This window comes from Hydrogenophaga sp., from assembly GCF_036675665.1.
Classification (GTDB): Bacteria; Pseudomonadota; Gammaproteobacteria; order Burkholderiales; family Burkholderiaceae_C; genus Hydrogenophaga.
Map to the genome: position 1 here is coordinate 102635 of NZ_JAKFEO010000036.1, position 19370 is coordinate 122004.

A 19370-nucleotide genomic window follows, 5' to 3' on the forward strand; every position below is an offset into this window, starting at 1 on the left:
CCGCAGCGGCGAGCGAGACCGCTCCGTCACAATCGACGCCATGAAAGTCAACACGCTGGCCGACCTGAAGGCGCTCAAGCGCGCCATGGCCGAGCGTGCGGCGGCCGATGCCTTGCAACGCGAAGCCGCGCGCCAGGCCGAGCGGCGGCGCGAACGCGAGCAACGCCTGTTTGCCCACGCCGTGGGGCCGGTGCAATCCATCGCCAACCCGGGCCGCATCGAGCCGCGCCGGGTGCCGGTGGAGCCGCTCCCCGTGCAACGACAGCTTGACGAGGCCTCGGTGATGCGCGAGGCACTGTCCGACGAGTTCGACATCGAGACCCTGCTGCACACCGACGAGATGCTGAGCTTCCACCGCCCGGGCCTCGGGCCGGACGTGATGCGCAAGCTGCGCGAAGGCAGCTGGAGCATCCAGCGCCAGATCGACCTGCACGGCCTGCGCACCGACGAAGCCCGCGAAGCCCTGGGCCGCTTCATCCGCGAGGCCCACCAGCACGGCCTGCGCTGCGTGCGCGTGGTGCACGGCAAGGGCCTGGGCTCACCCGGGCGCATGCCGGTGCTCAAGAACCGCGTGCTGCGCTGGCTGGTGCAGAAGAACGAGGTGATGGCGTTTGTGCAGGCGCGGCCGGCCGAGGGTGGGGCTGGGGCGCTGGTGGTGTTGCTGCGATCGGGATGAAGGCAGCTCGCACAGGCATGGCCGTTTGCATGTCGCAGCCCGTTGGTTGATTGAAAGCACCGGCTCTCACCCTGGCGAATTCCGCATCCAGTCCGCAGTCTGAAAGAAGCTGGTCTTCAATCGCTCGCGCAGCACCGCGTCCACGCCCGTCTCGACCATCGCCTGGTCCATGCAGGCCAGCCATTGGTCACGTTCGATGATGCCGATGGAAAACGGCATGTGGCGCATGCGCAGGCGCGGGTGGCCGAACTGTTCGGTGTAGTGCTGCGGGCCGCCGAGCCAGCCGCAGAGGAACCAGAAGAGTTTTTGCCGCGCATCGGCCAGCGTGCTGCCATGGGCAGCGCGCAGTTCCCGGTAGCCGGGCTCGATGTCCATGAGATCGTAGAAGCGGTCGACCAGGGCGCGCACCTTGTCTTCGCCGCCGATCCATTCGAAGGGAGTTGCGAAGGGCGTGGGCTCTTGCAGGGGCGTGTTCATTCGGCGGCCCTGCGCAAGGTTTCCACCACCGGGGTGCGCAGCACGCTGCGCAGTCCCCACCAGCCCGCCAACAGTGCCAGCACGGCGCCGGCCAGCGCGCCGCCCAGCGGCACCCAGGGCGAAGCGGTCCAGGAAAACTGGAACACGTAGCGAGCAAGCGCCCAGCCCACCACCACGGCCACCGTGGAAGCCAGGAAGCCGGCCAGCAGGCCCACGCCCAGCAACTCGATGCGCTGCACCTGGCGCAGCAGGCGCGAGCCTGCGCCCACCGCGCGCAGGATGGCGAATTCGCGCTCGCGTTCGCCGCGCGTGGCGGTGATGGCGGCCAGCAGCACCACCAGGCCGGCGGCCAGCGTGAAGGCGAACAGGAATTCCACCGCGCTGATGACCTGGCCGAGCACGCGCTGCACCTGCGCGATGGTCTGGCTCATGTCGACGTTGGTGATGTTGGGAAACTGGCGCACCAGCGTGTTGTCGAAGCTCGCGCCGGCGGCACTCGCACCATCGGGCGCGCGAAAGGCGCTGATGAAACTCACCGGCACGTCGGGCACATCGGCCACCGGAAACACCACGAAGAAGTTGACCCGCATGGAGCCCCAGTCCACCTTGCGCAGGCTGGTGATGCGGCCTTCAGTCACCTGGCCGGCGATGTCGAAACCCAGTCGGTCGCCGAGCTTGAGGCCCAGCGTTTCAGCCAGCCCCTCTTCCACGCTCAGGGCGTCGGCTTCGTCGTTGGTCCAGCGCCCTTGCACCACCGGGTTGTTGTCGGGCAGGGTGGCGGTGTTGGAGAGATTGAACTCGCGGTCGACCAGACGGGCAGCCCTGTCGTCGGTGTAGTCCTCGGGTCTGACCGCTGCGCCGTTGATGCTGACCAGGCGGCCCCGGATCATGGGATACCAGTCGAAACGCTCCACCCCGGCGGTGCGCAGCGCCTGCTGGAACTCCGTGCCCTGCTCGGGCTGCACGTTGATGACGAAGCGGTTGGGTGCGTCCGGCGGGGTGGCGTTGCGCCAGCTGGCAATGAGGTCGGTGCGCAGCAGCACCAGCAGCACCAGCGCGAGCAACCCGACCGAGAGCGCGCTGATCTGCACCACCGCGTAGACCGGGCGGGCCGAGAGCTGGCGCGTGGCCATCACCAGCGCGCGAGGTGCGGTGGCTTCGTTGACGCTGGCACGCAGCAGGCGCACGGCAGCAAAGCTGGCGGCGGCGAACAGCAGCACGGCGGCCGCGAAGCCGCCCACCGCGATGCTGCCCAGCACCAGATCGCGGCTGGCGGCCAGCAGCAATGCGGCAAAACCGGCCATGCCGAGGGCCAGCACGGCCAGCGTGGCGGGCTTGAGCTGGCCCACGTCGCGGCGGATCACGCGCAGCGGCGGCACCTTGGCCAGCTGCAGCACCGGAGGCAGGCCAAAAGCCATCATGAGCGTGAGGCCCATGCCCAGGCCGAGCAGCACGGGCGCGATGCCGGGCGGCGGCAGGCTGGCCTCGACCAGGCCCGCGAGCAGCACCACGAACACGTGGTGCACCGCATAACCGATGGCCACACCGAGCGCGCTGGCAAACAGGCCGACGAGCGCGAATTCGAGCGTGTAAGCGCGCGCCATGGTGCCCTGCGAAAGGCCGAGCACGCGCAGCATGGCGCAGTCGTCCAGGTGCCGCTGGGCAAAGCCGCGCGCGGCAATGGCCACCGCCACGGCGCACAGCAACGCGGCGAGCAGCGCCACGAGGTTGAGGAATTTTTCGGCGCGCTCCAGCGTCTGCTGCATCTCGGGGCGTCCACCCTCGAGCGACTCCAGCCGGATGCCGCGCAGGCCGGACTGGGCGATCTCGGCCTGAGCCCACCGGTTGAAACGGGCCACGCGGGCTTCGTCGCCCACCACGGCCAGACGGTAGGTGAGCCGGCTGGCGGGCTGCACCAGGCCGGTGGCGGGCAGATCGGCGTTGTTGATCATCACGCGCGGCGCAAAGCTCATGAAGCCAGCACCCCGGTCGGGTTCCACCACGATGATGCGGGCGATGGTGAGCGCCGAGTCGCCCAGCAAGAGCGGCTGGCCCATCCGCAGGTTCAAGGACACCAGCAGCGCGGCGTCGACCCAGGCGGTGCCGGGGGCGGGAATCTCGCGCGTGGGCGCATCGGCGGCGGTGGGTGTCTCGGCCACGCGCAGGCTGCCACGCAGCGGGTAGCCCTCGCCCACGGCCTTCAAGGCCACCAGCCGGGCGGCACCACCCTCTTCGTCTCGGGCGCGGCCCATGGTGGGAAACCCCAGCGTCTGCGCCACGGTCAGGCCCAGTTCGCGCGCCTGCTGTTCGAAGGCCGGTGGTGGCGTGTTGTCGCTGCTGATCACCACGTCGCCCCCGATGAGCGCACGTGCATCGCGCGACAGGCCGCCTTGCAAGCGGTCGGCAAAGAAGCCCACCGCCGACAAGGCAGCGACCGCGAGCGTGACGGCCAGCATCAACAGCCGCAACTCACCGGCGCGCCAGTCGCGGGTCAGGGAAGACCAGCCCAGGGTCCAGAAGCGGATGGGCAGGGAGGTGGGAGGTGTACGCATTCGCAGGACCTTATCGCATCAACAATAGCCACACGTCGGACCGGCGCGGAGTGCATTGGTTCAGAACGCCGCTGAACTGGCTCCGCCAGGCCGCAGGCGTTGCCCCATTGAGGGGGTGACGCGCTGCAAGCGCGGCGCGGGGGTGATCCTATTTCGTGCCGAAGATGCGGTCGCCTGCGTCGCCCAAACCCGGCACGATGTAACCGTGTTCGTTCAGACCACGGTCCACCGCCGGCGTGTAGATCGGCACATCGGGGTGCGCATCGTGGAAGGTCTTGATGCCTTCGGGGCAAGTGACCAGGCACACAAAACGGATCGAGCGTGGGCCGGTCTTCTTCAGGCGATCAACAGCCGCCACGGCCGAGTTGCCGGTGGCGAGCATGGGGTCGAGCACGATCACGTCGCGCTCGTGCATGTCCTGCGGCATCTTGAAGTAGTACTCCACCGCCTTGAGCGTGGCCGGGTCGCGGTACAGACCGATGTGGCCCACGCGCGCGCCGGGGATCACCTGCAGCATGCCGTCGAGAAAACCGTTGCCCGCACGCAGGATGGAAGCCAGCACCACCTTCTTGCCGTCGATCACGCGCGAGGTCATCTTCTCCAGCGGGGTCTCGATCTCGATCTCCTGCATCGGCATGTCGCGGGTGATTTCGTAGGCCAGCAGCGCGCTGAGTTCGTGCACCAGCTCGCGAAAGCTCTTGGTGCTGGTGTCCTTGCGGCGCATCAGGGTGAGCTTGTGCTGCACCAGGGGGTGGTCAATGACGTGGACGTCTCGGCTCATGGGGAATTTCTCGGCAAAAAAGTGAACCGAGTTTATGCCCGATCACTCGGGGCAGCGCCGCGTCAGGACGGGCTGGCGGCGCGCTCGCGGGCCGTGGGCGTGGCCGGTGGCACCGCGTCGAGCACCAGCCGCTCGGGGTGCGTGTAGCACAGGAAGTGCTTGTTGGTGGCCCGGCCGATCGCGCACAGGCCCACGCGCTGCGCCACGTCCAGCCCCATTTGCGTGATGCCGCTGCGCGAGACCACCATGGCCACGCCCATCTGCGCCGATTTGATGACCATCTCGCTGGTGAGGCGGCCGGTGGTGTAGAACACTTTGTTGCGCGCATCGGTGGACTGTTCAAGTGACATCCACCCTGCGATGGTGTCCACCGCGTTGTGGCGGCCGACGTCTTCAACAAACAGCTGCAGCTCCTCGTCGCGGAACAGCGCACACGCATGCACCGAGCCCGCCGACTTGTAGGTGCTTTCCTTCAGCCGGATCGCATTGACGATGCCATACAGCTGCGACTGGCGCAGCACCATGGATTCGGGCAGGCGGATGCTGTCGATCTCGTCCATGAGGTTGCCGAACACACTGCCCTGGCCGCAGCCGGTGGTGACCACGCGTTTGGAGGTGCGCTCTTCGATGTGGTCGATGCCATGCCGCGTCTTGACGGAAGCCGCGCCCACCTCCCAGTCCACCGTGACGGATTCGATGTCGTCCACCGTGGCGATCAACCGCTGGTTGAGCAGGTAGCCCAGCACCAGCCACTCGGGTTGCGCGCCCAGCGTCATCAGGGTCACCAACTCGCGCTTGTCCACGTACACGGTGAGGTCGCGCTCGGCGGGTATGAAGATCGTCTCGCGCTCGCCGTGCTGGTTCATGACCTCGACTTCGCGGGTCAGTGGCGCACGGGCCTGGGTGAGGTGGGGCAAAGGCATGGCAGCAGGCTACAACAGATTCGAAGACGACAACGTCAAAGGGCCGGCACCCGAAGGCGCGGCCCTTTCAAGCGATGACACACAGAAGCGGGCAGCGCCGCCACCAATCACTTGGTCGGTGTGGTCGCCGCGGCGGGCGCCTTGCCGCTGGGCGGGCTGGCCGCCGTGGCTGCGGGTGAATGGGCACCCGCCGCTTCGGCCGGCTTGGCCACGGCTGCGGCCGCTGCGGCCACGTAGGTGAACGGCCCTGGATCGGCGCAGGCGGGCAATGCCGCCCCGGGCTTTACCGACTTCCCGCTGGCAGCGGCCGTCTTGAAGTAGTTGCCAGCCGCACGGTCCATGGACAGGCACAGCTTGTAGCTGTCGACCTTGGCGGCCCAGGCGGTCTTGGCCTTGGCTTCTTCGGCCTTGGCTTTGGCTTCCTCGGTCAACACGGGTGTGGGCAACTTGGCAAACACGGACGTGGCCAACAGCATCGAGAGGCACAGAAGGCTGCGTTTCATGGAAGGTTCCTTGCTTCAGACTAACGGGATGCGTTCAGGCGGTGCGGGGCGCGTCACTGGCCGCGGTGGCGGCCGTCGTGCGGTGCGCGGGGATCTTGCCGGCCTTGATGTCGTCGTACCAGAGCTCGTGGTGTTCCTTGGCCCAGGTCTCGTCCACATAGCCGGTCTTCATGGCCTTGTAGGCGCCCTGCATGCCGATGGTGCCCATGTAGATGTGTCCGAGGAACATGGCCATCATCAGCACGGTGGCCACCCCGTGGATCATGCTGGCCACCTGCATGTTGGCGCGGGTGTACTCCACGGCCGGCACGATCTTGTCGAGGAACACCCCGGAGCCCACCACGATGAGCCCCAGGAAAAACACGCCACCCCAGAACACGAGCTTTTCACCCGCATTGAAGCGGTGCGAAGGCACTTCGGCGGAGCCGAACAGGCCGCCCGCCTTCATGATCCAGGCGAAGTCGTCCTTGCTGGGCCAGTTGTCCTTGAGGAAGGTGAAGAACACCACTACCAGCGACACCGCGAACAGCGGGCCGGCAAAGTTGTGCATGTTCTTGAGCGCGTAGGTCAGCCAGCCAAACAGCGTGCTGCCGATGACGGGCAGCAGGAAGAACTTGCCGAACGCCATGACGATGCCCGAGACGGCCAGCACCACGAAGGCAATGGCGTTGACCCAGTGGGCTGCGCGCTCGACATAGGTGAAGCGCTCGATGACGCGACCGGTCTCGCTGCCGTGCAGCTTGATCGTGCCCTTGCCGAAGTAAAACAGCGCAAGCGCCACCAACACGATCAACAACAGCGAGCCACCGTAAGGAATGATCCAGTTGTTGCGCACCTGGCGCCAGGCTTCACCGGCGTTGGTCAGGCGCGAGCCGGGGTACTGCACGAAGCCCTGGATCATGTTGCCGGCTTCCGGGTAGGGCAGGCTCGAATAGCCCGTCACGCCTTTACCGACATCGCGCCACATGGGTGCGTTGTTGCCCGGCTGGACCTTGCCGCGTTCGGCGTTGGTCTGCTCGCTGTACTTCGGATCGGTGGCCGCGTCGGGCGCGATCTCGAAGATGTTGGCACTGCGGATACCGCCCTGCTGGGTGGCTGCCGGCGCGGTCACGGCCGGCGGAGCCGGGTCGTCCTGCCCCGTGGCCGGTTTCACGGCTTGAGCGCTGGCCACGCCCGCGCTGAGCGCGAGCAGGGCAGCAGCCAGGAAAGCGGGTGATGCGAGCTGGCGCAAGCCAGCGGTCAAAAACCGTTGCATACAGCGTTCCTTGTCACTTGGACATGCGGGTGTAGTCGTTCTGTCCGTACTGAGCGCGCGCCTTGAGCTGCTGCTCCCAGCTGGCCTTGTCGCCCACGTTCCAGCCACCCTGGGCGTACTGGCTCTTGCCCACGCCGATGTAGGGGGCGCCGTCCTGCTTGACGCCTGCGGCGTTCATTTCCTGCGGCTGGTCGCCGCAGGCCGCCAGGCCCAGTGTCAAGGCTGCCGCTGCGATGGTGAGGGTGAAACGCTGGATCATGATTTGGTCCCTTGTGCGGTGCCGTAGGCGGTGCCCCAGCCCCAGACTTCGGCGCCCTTGCCACGCTGCAACACGCGGTTGCGGAAGATGTCGGCCACCACGTCGCCGTCACCGGCCAGCAGCGCCTTGGTCGAGCACATCTCGGCGCAGGCGGGCAGCTTGCCTTCGGCCAGGCGGTTGCGTCCGTACTTCTCGAACTCATCCTGGCTGCCATGGGCCTCGGGGCCGCCAGCGCAGAAGGTGCACTTGTCCATCTTGCCGCGCACACCAAACGTGCCTTGCGAGGGGAACTGCGGCGCGCCGAACGGGCAGGCGTAGGAGCAGTAGCCACAGCCGATGCACACGTCCTTGTCGTGCAGCACCACGCCTTCGTCGGTGCGGTAGAAGCAGTTCACAGGGCACACGGCCATGCAAGGGGCGTCGCTGCAGTGCATGCAGGCGACCGAGATGGACTTCTCGCCGGGCACGCCGTCGTTGAGCGTCACCACGCGGCGGCGGTTCACGCCCCAAGGCACCTCGTGCTCGTTCTTGCAGGCGGTCACGCAACCGTTGCATTCGATGCAGCGCTCTGCATCACAGATGAATTTCATTCTTGCCATGGTGTGCTCCTGGTCTTAGGCTTTTTCGACGTTGCAGATGGTGGTCTTGGTTTCCTGCATCATCGTGACGATGTCGTAGCCATACGTGGTCGCGGTGTTGACCGCTTCGCCTCGCACCACGGGGAAGGCTCCTTCGGGGTAGTAGGGCTTCATGTCCTCGCCCTGCCAGCGTCCCGAGAAGTGGAACGGCAGGAACACCGTGTCCGGTCCCACGCGCGGTGTCACCAGCGCCTGCACATTGAGGCGCGCACCGGTCGGGCTGCTCACCCACACGCGCTCGCCGTTGCGAATGCCGCGTGCGGCCGCCGTGGCCGGATTGAGCTCGACGAACATCTCTTGCTGCAGCTCGGCCAGCCAGGGGTTGGAGCGGGTTTCCTCGCCGCCACCTTCGTACTCGACCAGGCGTCCCGAGGTCATGATGAGCGGGAATTTCTCGTGCATCTTGTCTTCGATGTTCTTGGCCTGCAGCGACTTGTAGAGCACCGGCATGCGCCAGCGGCTCTTCTGGTCGTCGTGGCTGGGGTACTTGGCCACGAGGTCGGGGCGAATGCCATAGATCGGCTCGCGGTGCTGCGGGATCGCATCGGGGAAGTTCCACACCACAGCGCGCGCCTTGGCGTTGCCGAACGGGTGGCAACCATGCGCCATGCTCACGCGCTGGATGCCGCCGGAGAGGTCGGTCTTCCAGTTCTTGCCTTCGGCGGACTTCTGCTCGTCTGCGGTCAGGTCGCCCCACCATCCGAGCTTCTTGAGCAGCACGTGGTCGAACTCGGGGTAACCGGTGGTGATCTCGGCACCCAGCGAGTGCGAACCGTCCTCGGCCAGCAGGCTCTTGCCCTCACGCTCCACGCCGAAGTTCGCGCGGAAGTTGCCACCGCCGTCCATGACGTGTCGCTCGGTGCTGTACAGATTGGGCGAGCCCGGGTGCTTGATCGCTGCGGTGCCGTAGCAGGGCCACGGCAGACCGAAGTAGTCACCGCTCATGTCGTAGCCGGTTTCCTTGTCGACCACTTTGCCCTTGCAACGCAGCGACTTGATGTCGAAGGCGCCCATGTTGCGCATGTGGGCCTTGAGCCGCTCCGGGCTCTGGCCGGTATAGCCGATGGTCCAGACCGAGGCGTTGATCTCGCGCAGCACGTCTTCGATCACGGGCTCGTCCATGCCCTTGACCTGCTGCATCTTGTAGTTCTTGCTGAGCTCCTTGCCGAAGCCGAGTTTTTCAGCGAACTGGTGCATGATCATGTGATCGCTGCGGCTCTCCCACAGCGGCTCTATGACCTTCTCGCGCCATTGCAGTGAACGGTTGGACGCCGTGACGGACCCACTGGTCTCGAACTGCGTGGCCGCTGGCAGCAGATATACCGCGCGGTTGGGGTTGAGGTCCTCGGGCTTGCCGGGCATGGCGGCCATCGACGCGGTCGCTGATGGATAGGGGTCCACCACCACCAGCAGGTCGAGCTTGTCCATCGCGCGCTTCATCTCCAGGCCGCGGGTCTGCGAGTTGGGCGCATGGCCCCAGAAGAACACACCGCGCAGGTTCGGACCTTGGTCGATCAGCTCGTTGTTCTCCAGCACGCCGTCAATCCAGCGCGAGACCGTGATGCCGGGCTTCTCCATCATGCCTTCGGCGTACTGCTTCTTGATCCACTCGTATTCCACGCCCCACACGGCGGCGAAGTGCTTCCAGGAGCCGGCGGCCAGGCCGTAGTAGCCAGGCAGCGAGTCGGGGTTGGGGCCCACGTCGGTCGCGCCCTGCACGTTGTCGTGGCCGCGGAAGATGTTGGCGCCGCCGCCGCTCTTGCCGATGTTGCCGAGCGCGAGCTGCAAGATGCACGAAGCGCGCACCATCGCGTTGCCGATGGTGTGCTGGGTTTGCCCCATGCACCAGACCAGCGTGGACGGCCGGTTCTTGGCCATCATCTCGGCCACCTTGGCCACCTGGGCTTCACCCACGCCGCAGGCTTCCTCCACCTTGTCCGGGGTCCACTTGGCCATCACATCGGCCTTCACGGCCTCCATGCCGAACACGCGGTCGTTGATGTACTGCTTGTCTTCCCATCCGTTCTTGAAGATGTGATACAGCACGCCGAAGAGGAACGGGATGTCGGTGCCGGAGCGGATGCGCACGAACTCGTCCGCCTTGGCCGCGGTGCGTGTGAAGCGCGGATCGACCACGATCATCTTGCAGCCGTTTTCCTTGGCATGCAGCATGTGCAGCAGCGACACCGGGTGCGCTTCGGCGGCATTGGAGCCGATGTACAACGCGCACTTGCTGTTCTGCATGTCGTTGTACGAATTGGTCATGGCGCCATAGCCCCAGGTGTTCGCAACGCCGGCCACCGTGGTGGAGTGGCAGATGCGCGCCTGGTGGTCGCAGTTGTTGGTGCCCCAGAAGCTCACGAACTTGCGCAGCAGGTACGACTGTTCGTTGTTGTGCTTGGAGGAGCCTACGAAGTAGACCGAGTCGGGGCCACTGGCCTCGCGCAACTCTTTCATCTTCGCGGTGATCTCGTTCAGGGCCACGTCCCAGCTGATGCGCTCGTACTTGCCGTTGACCAGCTTCATGGGGTAACGCAGGCGGTATTCGCCGTGGCCGTGCTCGCGAAGGGCGGCACCCTTGGCGCAGTGGGCGCCGAGGTTGATGGGGGAATCGAACACCGGCTCCTGGCGCACCCAGACGCCGTTTTCGACGATGGCGTCGGTGGCGCAACCGACCGAGCAGTGGGTGCAGACCGTGCGCTTGACTTCGATCTTGCCGGTGCCGTCGATCGACTTGCCTTCAGCCGCCCTGGCTTTCTTCACCAGCACGAGTTGAGACGCGGCCAGCCCCACGCCCACGCCCATGCCGGAGCGGCGCAGAAACGCGCGTCGGTCCATGGTGGGCAGCGCCGTCGACAGGCCGCGCTGCAGGTTGTGAACAAAGGTGGAATGCACGCGGGCAGCGTGTCCACCCGTGGAGGATGATTTTTTGGTCAGCAGCATGGTTTTGCCTCCTGGGAAGCCGCCGGGGCAGCGGCTTGCGCCCCTCTCCGGGGCATCGAACGAACGAGAACGTGGGGATTCAAGGAACAGCCGTCCGCTCAGATGCGGGTGGTCTGGTAATACTGTTTGACGTGATCGCTCAGGCTGTAGCCACCGCCTTTGGCGGGAGCGGGTTTGGCCTCGATCGCAGCGGTCTCTTCAATCGCTGCGCGTGGGATCAAGGCCGCAGCAGCGGCGAGCGCGCCAACCGTGGAGGCTCCGGCAAACAGGGTGCGCCGGTTCAGGCCGGAACGTTCTTCACCTGTGGTCGGGTGGGAGGGCTTGGTCATGCAGATCTCCAGGTTGAAATGGCCCGCCAACCAACGTGCGGACCTTTTGCATACGTGGAATCTAACCCCACCGTGTATGGGTTGCAAGGTGGTTCATACGTAGCCAATCGTGTTTCGATCCCGACGACCCGTGTGCTCTTCATGCGGCATTGCAGCATCGCCGCTTGCTGCGCTTTTGATAGCCAGAAGCGTGCCATAAGCCAAAGGTGTCGGTAGCGATGCGGGGGAGCCAGGCGGCCATGCGGCGCCACACCTTGAGCACACTCACGATGCGGTCGTCGAGCAGGTCGACGCCCTCGGGAATACCCGCATGCGGATGTCGAAGTGCCACAGCGCACATGGTCAAGTTGTCACGCATCGGTGCGACAACTTGTCGCACGTGAAGCACATGCGCTGCTGACGCAGCACCCCGCACCACCGTGGGGTTTGCGCCAATACCCCACTGTTTTCGTAGGCTACGTCCGTAGAATCCCGACGCGTGGAAACATCACTTTCGCCCTCCGGGCCCGACAAATCCCTGGAAGGCTGGCCCGACTGGTCGATCCTGATCGTCGACGACGAGCAAGGCATGCTCAACTTCCTCGTCAAGACGTTGGCACCACGCTGCCATTTCGTGATGAGCGCGGGCAGTGCCGAGGACGGCGCGCAGTGGTTGCGCGGCCACCATGTCGACCTGATCATTCTGGACATCTCGCTGCCCGGCAAAAGCGGCGTGGTCTGGCTCAAGGAGTTGCGCGAACACGGCTTCACCGGCGAGGTGATCCTGATCACCGCCTTCGCCGACCTGGACACCGCCATCGAGGCGCTGCGCGCCGGCGCTTCCGATTTCATCCTCAAACCGTTTCGTGTGCCGCAGATCCTCAATGCGGTGAAGCACTGCTACGAGCGCTCGCGCCTGCGCCGCGAAAACTTCGTGCTGCGCCGCGCCGTCTCGCAGCCTCCCGGGCGCGGCACCGCCATGGTGGGCCAGTCGCTGGACATGCAGACCCTGCGCACCTCCATTGCCCGCGTGGCGCCGGTCAACAGCACGGTGCTGCTGCAAGGCGAGTCGGGCACCGGCAAGGAACTGGTGGCGCGAGAGCTGCACGCACTGAGCAGCCGCGCCAGCGGACCGTTCGTGCCGGTCAACTGCGCAGCGGTGTCTCCCGAGCTGATCGAGAGCGAACTCTTCGGCCACGCCAAGGGCGCGTTCACCGGCGCCACCCGCGCGCGCGACGGTCTCTTTCACTACGCGCAGGGCGGCACGCTGTTTCTCGACGAGATCGCCGAACTGCCGTTGCCGATCCAGGCCACGCTGTTGCGCGCCATCGAAGACCTCCAGATCCGCCCCGTGGGCAGCGAGCAACTGGTGCCGGTCAACCTGCGCATCATCGCGGCGACCAACCGCCAGCTCAGCGCCGAAGTGGAGGCCGGGCGCTTCCGCAAGGACCTGTTCTTCCGCCTGCAGGTGGTCGACCTGAACCTGGCGCCGCTGCGCGCGCACAAACAGGACATCCCCGAGCTGGTGGCGCACTTCATGGCACAGCTCGCGCCCTCGCTCGGCGTGGAGCCTTTGACGATCAGCGCACAGGAGATGGACTTCCTGGCCCAGTACAACTGGCCGGGCAACGTGCGCGAGCTGCGCAACCTGATCGAGCGTTCGCTGATCCTGGGCACGCTCAACGTCTCGGCCCTGTACCCGGGCGTCAACCAGGCGCAGGACAGCGCCACGGCCCAGGCCAAGCCCACCGACCTGCACGCGATGGAAAAGCTGCACATCCTCACCGTGCTCGACTCGGTGCAGGGCGACAAGACGCGCGCGGCGCAACTGCTCGGTGTTTCGCGACGCACGCTGGAGCGCCGCGTGGCCGAGTGGAACAGCTTGTGAAAACACCCCCGCCGCGCTGCGCGCGACCACCAGCATGACACTCTGGCGCACGCCGCGCTGGCTCGTGGGCTCGGTCCGCAACAAGCTGCTGGCCATGGCCCTGCTGCCGCTGCTGGTGGCGTTCCCGATGCTGGTGATCGCGCTGGCCCTGTGGGGCAACGTGGCCTACGACCGGCTCCTGATCACCAAGGTGCGCAGCGATCTGGCGGTGGCGCACGGCTATTTCCAGCAGGTGCTCGGCGAAGTCGGTTCGGGCACGCTGGGCGTAGCGGGCTCGCAGTCGCTGTATGCGGCATTGCGCCAGGCCCCCACGGACAAGAACGGCCTGAGCGAACAACTTGCGTTGGCGCGCGAACGGCTCGGTCTCGATTTCCTGCTGCTCTACGACGCGAGAGGCGAGCCACTCGCACGCGCTGTGCCCGCGGGCCTCAGCAGCGCTGACGCCACCGCGCCGATTCCGCCCATGCCCGCCGGGCTCGCTGCGTCGCTGCAGCCCGGTCGAACGAAGGCGCAGGCCCGGCTGCTGCTGCTGGCGCCTGAGGCACTCGAAGCGCTCGCACCCCACCTCTCGCCGCGCCTGCGCATTCCGCTGGTGGCCACGCGCAACGCCGCGCCCGACACGCGCGAGGCCGAGCACCGCGCCATGGTGATGCTCTCCACGCACCCGGTGCTCGATGCCAAGGGCCAGACCATCGCGGTGCTCGCCGGTGGCCTGCTGCTGAACCAGAACCTCGATTTCATCGACCACATCAACCGCATCGTCTACCCCGAAGGCGCCCTGCCCTTCGGCAGCCAGGGCACGGCCACCCTGTTCATGGACGACGTGCGCATCACCACCAATGTGCGCCTGTTCCAGGACCAGCGCGCCATCGGCACCCGGGTGTCGCAGGCGGTGCGCGACGCGGTGCTGGGCCGCGGCAACACCTGGCTGGACCGCGCCTTCGTCGTCAACGACTGGTACGTGTCCGCCTATGAGCCACTGCAGGATGCCACGGGAGCACGCATCGGCATGCTCTACGTGGGCTTCACCGAAGCCCCCTTTCGCCTGGTGCGCCACGCCATGCTGGCGGTGATGGGCTTGATCTTTCTCGGCGTCATGGCGCTCTCGGCCTGGTTCTCGCTGCGCTGGGCGCGCAGCATCTTCCAGCCGGTGCAGCGCATGAACCGCACCATGCAGCTGGTGGAAGAAGGTCAGTCAGAGGCACGCGTGGGCGAGATCTCGGCGCGCGACGAACTCGGTGCACTGGCCGGCCATCTGGACGAACTGCTGGACGTCATCGACGACAAGACCGCCGCGCTGCAGCGCTGGGGCGAGGAGCTCGACCACAAGGTGGCCGAGCGCACGCGTGAGCTGGAGATGAGCAACGAGTCGCTTCAGATGGCGCAGCAGCAACTGGTCAAAAGCGAAAAGCTCGCGGCCATCGGCCAGCTCACCGCCAGCATCGCGCACGAGATCAACAACCCGATTGCGGTGATGCAGGGCAACCTCGACCTGATGCGCGAGACCCTGGGCACGCACGCGCAGCCGGTGCGTGGCGAGTTGCAGTTGCTCGACGAGCAGGTCGAACGCATGCGCCTGATCGTCACCCAACTGCTGCAATACGCGCGGCCCACCGAATACGCCGGTTACGTGGAGTCGCTTGACCTCAACCGCACGGTCAACGACTGCCTGGTGCTGGTGGGGCATCTGATGTCGCAGACCCAGATCGAGGTTGAGCGCGACCTGCTGTGTACACAGCGTGTGGGCAGCAACCGCCAGGAACTGCAGCAGGTCATCATCAACCTGCTGATCAACGCGATCCAGGCCATGCCGCAGGGCGGCGTACTGCGCCTGGAAACGCGCGACCGCGACGAAGGCGCCGAGTTGCGCGTGATCGACAGCGGTGCCGGTTTGAGCGAGGCCACGCAAGAGCGCCTGTTCCGCCCGTTCTTCACCACCAAGAACGACGGCAACGGCCTGGGCCTGTGGATCAGCCAGGGGCTCGTGGAGCGCTACGGTGGCCACATAGCGGCCGCCAACCGCGACGACGGCAGGTCCGGCGCGATCTTCAGCGTGCGGCTGTTCACCGAGCCGCAGGCGCCCGCTGCCACGAACACCCACGACGGGCGCCCTGGCGCGCGCGAGACTGGACTCTGAACAGCAGCTGATCGCGTCCAGCCCGGACACTGGCGATGGTTGGTCAGACCAGCATGTCGAAGCCCTGCGCCTCGACACCGACGAAGGCGTTGGTGAAGGCGGCCAGGGTGGCGAAGAACTTCGCCTTGGGATGGGCAACGATGGCCTCGCACATGGCCGGCACCCAGGGCTGCACATGGGCGACAAAAAACTTCTGCTGTTGCGTGAGGTTGGCCACCTCGACGTCTTCACCAGCGATCAGATAGCGCATCACTTCAAAGACATAGGCCACGTGGTCTTCGGTCTCGGGCATGGTGTCGTCGCGGCCGAGGCCGAGCGCGGCCAGATCGCCGCGCAGCGCGGCCAGGGGTTTTTCGTTCAGGAAGCCGCTGAGGTAATGCGAGCCAAAGACGTAAACCTCGGGCTTGCCCACGCCGCCGAAGAGCGCGTTGTATTCGGCGGTCACGGCGGCATCGGTCATGTCGCGGGCAGCGGCCACCACCTCGCGCCAGGGCTCTTCGAGGAACCCGCCAGCGGCGGGCGCTTCGGTCACGGCCACGCGCAGCTGGGCCATGAGCTCGGGCGGGGGCGGTGCGTAGTACAGCGCGGCCAGCAGACCATAGACCTCGGCGCGGGCGGTTTCTTCGTCCAGGGCGGACGTGATCGGAATGGCATTGTTCATGGCGGGGTGGGCGTTCAGATATCGGTGATGCGGGTCTCGCCCGGATTGGAGTACAGGTCCACCACGCGGCAGTCGCCGCACATCTTCAGGCGTTCCAGCGCCTCGCCCTGGAACATGGCATGGCCAGAGAGCTTGCCGAGCATGACCTCGATGCCCTTGAGGGTGCCGAAGGGTTTGGCGCAGCGGATGCAGTGGTAGGGCTGGGCTTCGTTGAGCACGCGCAACTGCTTGCGCTGCTCGCCGAGCAACAGGCGCGGCTGCAGCGTGATGGCGTCTTCCGGGCAGGTGCTGGCGCACAGGCCGCACTGCACGCAGTTCTTCTCGATGAAGCGCAGCTGCGGGCGCTCGGTGTTGTCCTGCAAGGCACTGGCCGGGCAGGCGCTCACGCAGCTCAGGCAGAGCGTGCAGGTGTCCTTGTTGACCGCGATCGTGCCCAGCAGCGAAGCGCCGGGCAGCGCGATGGCTTCCATGGTCGGGCGCTGGGCGGCGCTGTCCTGCAGCAGGTGGTCGATGGCCAGCTCGACGGTGGCGCGCTTCTCCGCCTGAATGGCGAAGGTGGCGCGGCGCTTGACTGTCTGGGCCGGGGCTTCGACGAGTGCGGCGTCCAGGGCCTGGATGTCGTTGACGTCGATCAGGCGGAAGTGGTGTCCGCTGTAACCCAGGCCGAGCACCAAGGCCTGGGCCACCGCCATCTGCTCGCGCACCGCCTCGCGGTACTGCGGCGCTTCTTCGCCGGTCATGAGCACCCAGACCTGCGAGGCGCCGTAGGCAAACGCCGAGAGCCACACGTCCAGGCCGATGGACGCCGTGTGCCACAGCGGCATCGGAATCACGCGCGCGGGCACGCCGCGGAAGGCTTTGTCCATCGATGCCACGCGGCCCAGTTCGTTGACCAGCGCCGTACCCGCTTCCTGGCTGTGCAACAGCAGCGCGGCGTTCTGTCCGCCGGCCTTGGCGTAGGTGGCCAGCAGGGTGCGCAGCTTCACGCCCTGCTCGCTCGCACGCGGGTAAGCGTACGAGAGCGCGCCGGTCGGGCACACGGTGGTGCAAGCGCCGCAGCCCACGCAGAGGTTGGGGTTGACGACGATCTGGTTGCGCTTGAGGTCGCTGCTGATGGCCAGCGCCGAGCAGATCTCGACGCAGGCATTGCAGCCCACGGTTTCGTTGCGGCCGTGCGCGCAGATCTTCTGTTTGTAGGTGAAGAACTTGGGCTTTTCGAACTCACCCACGAGTTCGCGCAGCTTGAGCACGGTGGCCATGCCGGCGGCGTTGTCGATGCCGCTGCCCAGATGAAAGTAACCCTGTGGGTGGGCATGCTGCCTGAAGGCCGGTTCGGCCCTCAAATCGAGCACCACGTCGAACTTCTCACTGTGGTCCTGTGCGTCGCGCTGGAAGTTGATCGCGCCCACCGCTTCGCAGGCTTTCACGCAGGCGCGGTGGTTGTTGCACTTGTCGAGGTCGATCTGGTAGTCCAGACCGATGGCGCCTTCCGGGCAGACGGCCACGCAGGCGTTGCAGCGCGTGCAGAGGTCCAGGTCGATCGGGTTGCTGGTGGTCCAGTCCACCGTGAAAGCGCCGAGCCAGCCGCGCACTTCCCCGATGTCGCCAGCGATCACGGGGTAGCGGCGGGTCTGCATGCCGGTGCCGCCGGTGGACATGAGGCTGACTTCCAGCGTGTCGGACACAAGATCGGCCACGCGCTCGGCGTCTTGCAACGCACCGATGATCAGCAGGCGACCCGCGCTCTTGTAGGTGACGGTGGGCACCGGTTCGGCGTCGGGCAGGCGGGCGGCGGCCAGCAGGGCGGCCATCTTGGGCGTGGCGTCTTTGGCTTCGCGGCTCCAGCCGCCGGTTTCGCGGATGTTCACGAACTTGATCGGCCGCACGTCGAGCGACACCGCGCCCTCGGTCTGTTCGGAGAGTTCGGTGAAGAGGCGGCTCTCCTGGGTGCAGGCGACCACCAGGTCGTCGTTGCTGCGCACGGCACGCTGGAACGCGGGGGCGTCGCGGCGGCACAGTGTGGTGTGCAGGGTCAGGTCTTCATCCAGGGCCTCGCCCAGAACCCGGGGGTTCAGGGGCATGGTCTGGTTGCAATTGCAGATCAGCGTGGTCATCGTGGGGGTCCGGTGTCTCGGGGACGGGGGAGTCGTTGTGGTCGTCTGGCAAGGCCTCGCCTGCTTCGGGTGCGGCGTCGGTGGTCTCGGTCGGGGGCGCTGCGGCCACGGCGGCGGCTGGCTTCTCTTCGTTCGGGTCGTCCACCAGTTTCAGGAACTGCGCACCCACCATCTTCGCCATGTCCGCCACCGAAAGCGGGCTCGGCTGGGAGTAGTCGTCGATGTAGATGTCCAGCCCGTCCATGATGTTGTAGTGCGGGTCGGTGAAGAGTTTCTTCACCGCTGCATTGCGCACGTCGGGCGACACGCTCCTGCCCACGAAGGCCGAGTAATCGGATTCGGGTGTGAGGCGGGCCACGTCGTCGAGCGTGAGTGCGGGGGGTGCTTCGGGCTGCTCCTCCACCGATGGAGTCACGGGCGCGGGCGGTGCAACGGCAGCGGGCACCACGACCGCCGCGAGCGGGGCTGGTGGCTCGGCCGGCAGCGGTTCGCCGGTGCGCACCTGCACCTTGCGGCGCGACCAGCGCGAAAAGAAATTGCTGTCGTCGTCCGTGGCCATGCTCACTGTCCCGGAGGTCCACCACCGCCGCGCCGCTTCTCGGTCGTCACGCGCACGGGCTGGCCAAAACGGTCGGTCAAGGGTTTGAAGCTCTCGGGACGCTGGCGGCGCTTGGGCTCGGGCTGGTAGGTGACGTCCACAAAGCCACGCAACCAGTCCACCACCTCGGGAGCGGCGGGCACCTGGTCCACGCGCTCCTGTGCGTCGAGCCAGCGACCGGCATCGTGGTAGCTCAGCGTGACGATCTGCGGCACGGCCATGGGCTCACCGTCGAGCAGGCGCTCTTCATCGGCACGCCAGAACACCCAGAAGCAGGGTTGTGGGCTGTTGAGGTTGAGGAAATAGCCCTCGGCGTCGTCGCGAAACAGCATCACGCGAAAACGGGGAAACAGCCAGTGGGTGGTGCTGCCGTCCTCTGCGGGGGCATCGACGGGTTCGACCGCCTGCGGCTCGTGGTCGTGCTCCACACCCTCGGGCCCGGTTTCGTCCGGGCTGCCGCGCAACAACACGTCGCCCAAGACCCAGCGAAACGGCTGCCAGCGGCTCATGGGGCCACTCACGGGCTCACGCCGCATCACCACGTCCACCTCGATGGCGGGCCGGCTGCTGGTGGGGACGGGGGTATGGGGGGTGTTCATACGCAGGCAGCAATGTAAGGCATCCTCACCCGAGGCGAAGAAGGCACCGCCCTTGCCC

18 protein-coding genes are annotated in these 19370 nt (G+C 66.4%); 3 read left to right on the forward strand and 15 right to left on the reverse strand.

Annotation, left to right across the window (positions count from 1 at the left end; all coding sequences use genetic code 11):
• The first annotated feature begins 40 nt into the window (after positions 1 to 40).
• Positions 41 to 676: a Smr/MutS family protein gene (locus V6M63_RS14200; RefSeq protein WP_332742824.1), complete on the forward strand. Its 636-nt coding sequence runs from the start codon at positions 41 to 43 to the stop codon at positions 674 to 676.
• Positions 677 to 742: 66 nt separating this feature from the next.
• On the opposite strand, the gene V6M63_RS14205 is transcribed toward V6M63_RS14200, so the two are convergent.
• The 11 genes from V6M63_RS14205 to V6M63_RS14255 form a co-directional block, all read right to left on the reverse strand.
• Positions 743 to 1153, reverse strand: a complete 411-nt coding sequence (locus tag V6M63_RS14205; protein ID WP_332742826.1) for a group II truncated hemoglobin — start codon at positions 1151 to 1153, stop codon at positions 743 to 745.
• On the reverse strand, positions 1150 to 3705 hold the full coding sequence (locus V6M63_RS14210) for an ABC transporter permease (RefSeq protein WP_332742828.1): 2556 nt from the start codon (positions 3703 to 3705) through the stop codon (positions 1150 to 1152). The genes V6M63_RS14205 and V6M63_RS14210 overlap by 4 nt, the downstream gene beginning before the upstream one ends.
• A 148-nt stretch (positions 3706 to 3853) precedes the next feature.
• Complete coding sequence (gene upp / locus V6M63_RS14215) at positions 3854 to 4486, reverse strand: uracil phosphoribosyltransferase (RefSeq protein ID WP_056272841.1); 633 nt, start codon at positions 4484 to 4486, stop codon at positions 3854 to 3856.
• Between the two features lie 62 nt (positions 4487 to 4548).
• Positions 4549 to 5409 carry a formate dehydrogenase accessory sulfurtransferase FdhD gene (gene fdhD, locus V6M63_RS14220; RefSeq protein ID WP_332742833.1) on the reverse strand — a complete coding sequence of 287 codons (861 nt, stop codon included), beginning with the start codon at positions 5407 to 5409 and terminating at the stop codon, positions 4549 to 4551.
• Positions 5410 to 5516: 107 nt separating this feature from the next.
• On the reverse strand, positions 5517 to 5912 hold the full coding sequence (locus tag V6M63_RS14225; RefSeq protein WP_332742835.1) for a hypothetical protein: 396 nt from the start codon (positions 5910 to 5912) through the stop codon (positions 5517 to 5519).
• Positions 5913 to 5946: 34 nt separating this feature from the next.
• On the reverse strand, positions 5947 to 7167 hold the full coding sequence (locus V6M63_RS14230) for a formate dehydrogenase subunit gamma (protein WP_332742837.1): 1221 nt from the start codon (positions 7165 to 7167) through the stop codon (positions 5947 to 5949).
• 13 nt (positions 7168 to 7180) lie between these two features.
• Complete coding sequence (locus V6M63_RS14235) at positions 7181 to 7426, reverse strand: hypothetical protein (RefSeq protein WP_332742839.1); 246 nt, start codon at positions 7424 to 7426, stop codon at positions 7181 to 7183.
• Positions 7423 to 8025, reverse strand: a complete 603-nt coding sequence (gene fdh3B / locus V6M63_RS14240) for a formate dehydrogenase FDH3 subunit beta (protein ID WP_056272861.1) — start codon at positions 8023 to 8025, stop codon at positions 7423 to 7425. The genes V6M63_RS14235 and fdh3B overlap by 4 nt, the downstream gene beginning before the upstream one ends.
• A 15-nt stretch (positions 8026 to 8040) precedes the next feature.
• Positions 8041 to 11007 carry a formate dehydrogenase subunit alpha gene (locus V6M63_RS14245; RefSeq protein WP_332742843.1) on the reverse strand — a complete coding sequence of 989 codons (2967 nt, stop codon included), beginning with the start codon at positions 11005 to 11007 and terminating at the stop codon, positions 8041 to 8043.
• Between the two features lie 98 nt (positions 11008 to 11105).
• On the reverse strand, positions 11106 to 11336 hold the full coding sequence (locus V6M63_RS14250) for a formate dehydrogenase (protein ID WP_332742845.1): 231 nt from the start codon (positions 11334 to 11336) through the stop codon (positions 11106 to 11108).
• Between the two features lie 139 nt (positions 11337 to 11475).
• The gene (locus V6M63_RS14255; protein WP_332742847.1) at positions 11476 to 11715 is read right to left on the reverse strand and encodes a hypothetical protein; all 240 of its coding nucleotides are present in this window, start codon (positions 11713 to 11715) and stop codon (positions 11476 to 11478) included.
• A 99-nt stretch (positions 11716 to 11814) separates the two neighbouring features.
• Between V6M63_RS14255 and V6M63_RS14260 the strand changes: the two genes are divergently transcribed.
• Together V6M63_RS14260 and V6M63_RS14265 are read left to right on the forward strand one after the other, a co-directional pair.
• Positions 11815 to 13203, forward strand: coding sequence for a sigma-54-dependent transcriptional regulator (locus V6M63_RS14260; protein ID WP_332742849.1), 1389 nt, complete (start codon positions 11815 to 11817; stop codon positions 13201 to 13203).
• Positions 13204 to 13237: 34 nt separating this feature from the next.
• A complete protein-coding gene (locus tag V6M63_RS14265; RefSeq protein WP_332742851.1) occupies positions 13238 to 15340 on the forward strand; it encodes a sensor histidine kinase in 2103 nt (700 codons plus the stop codon).
• Between the two features lie 43 nt (positions 15341 to 15383).
• On the opposite strand, the gene V6M63_RS14270 is transcribed toward V6M63_RS14265, so the two are convergent.
• From V6M63_RS14270 to V6M63_RS14285, 4 genes are read right to left on the reverse strand one after another with little or no spacing between them, the layout of a single operon-like run.
• Entirely contained in the window at positions 15384 to 16001 is a 618-nt protein-coding gene (locus V6M63_RS14270; RefSeq protein ID WP_332742853.1) for a TorD/DmsD family molecular chaperone, read from the reverse strand.
• A 14-nt stretch (positions 16002 to 16015) separates the two neighbouring features.
• Positions 16016 to 18082 (reverse strand): 4Fe-4S binding protein, encoded by a 2067-nt coding sequence (locus tag V6M63_RS14275; RefSeq protein WP_332742855.1) that lies wholly within the window; start codon positions 18080 to 18082, stop codon positions 16016 to 16018.
• Positions 18042 to 18674, reverse strand: coding sequence for a DUF3306 domain-containing protein (locus V6M63_RS14280; protein ID WP_332742857.1), 633 nt, complete (start codon positions 18672 to 18674; stop codon positions 18042 to 18044). Before V6M63_RS14280 ends, V6M63_RS14275 begins: the two co-directional genes overlap by 41 nt.
• A gap of 2 nt (positions 18675 to 18676) precedes the next feature.
• Positions 18677 to 19312, reverse strand: coding sequence for a DUF3305 domain-containing protein (locus V6M63_RS14285; protein ID WP_332742859.1), 636 nt, complete (start codon positions 19310 to 19312; stop codon positions 18677 to 18679).
• Between the last annotated feature and the right edge of the window lie 58 nt (positions 19313 to 19370).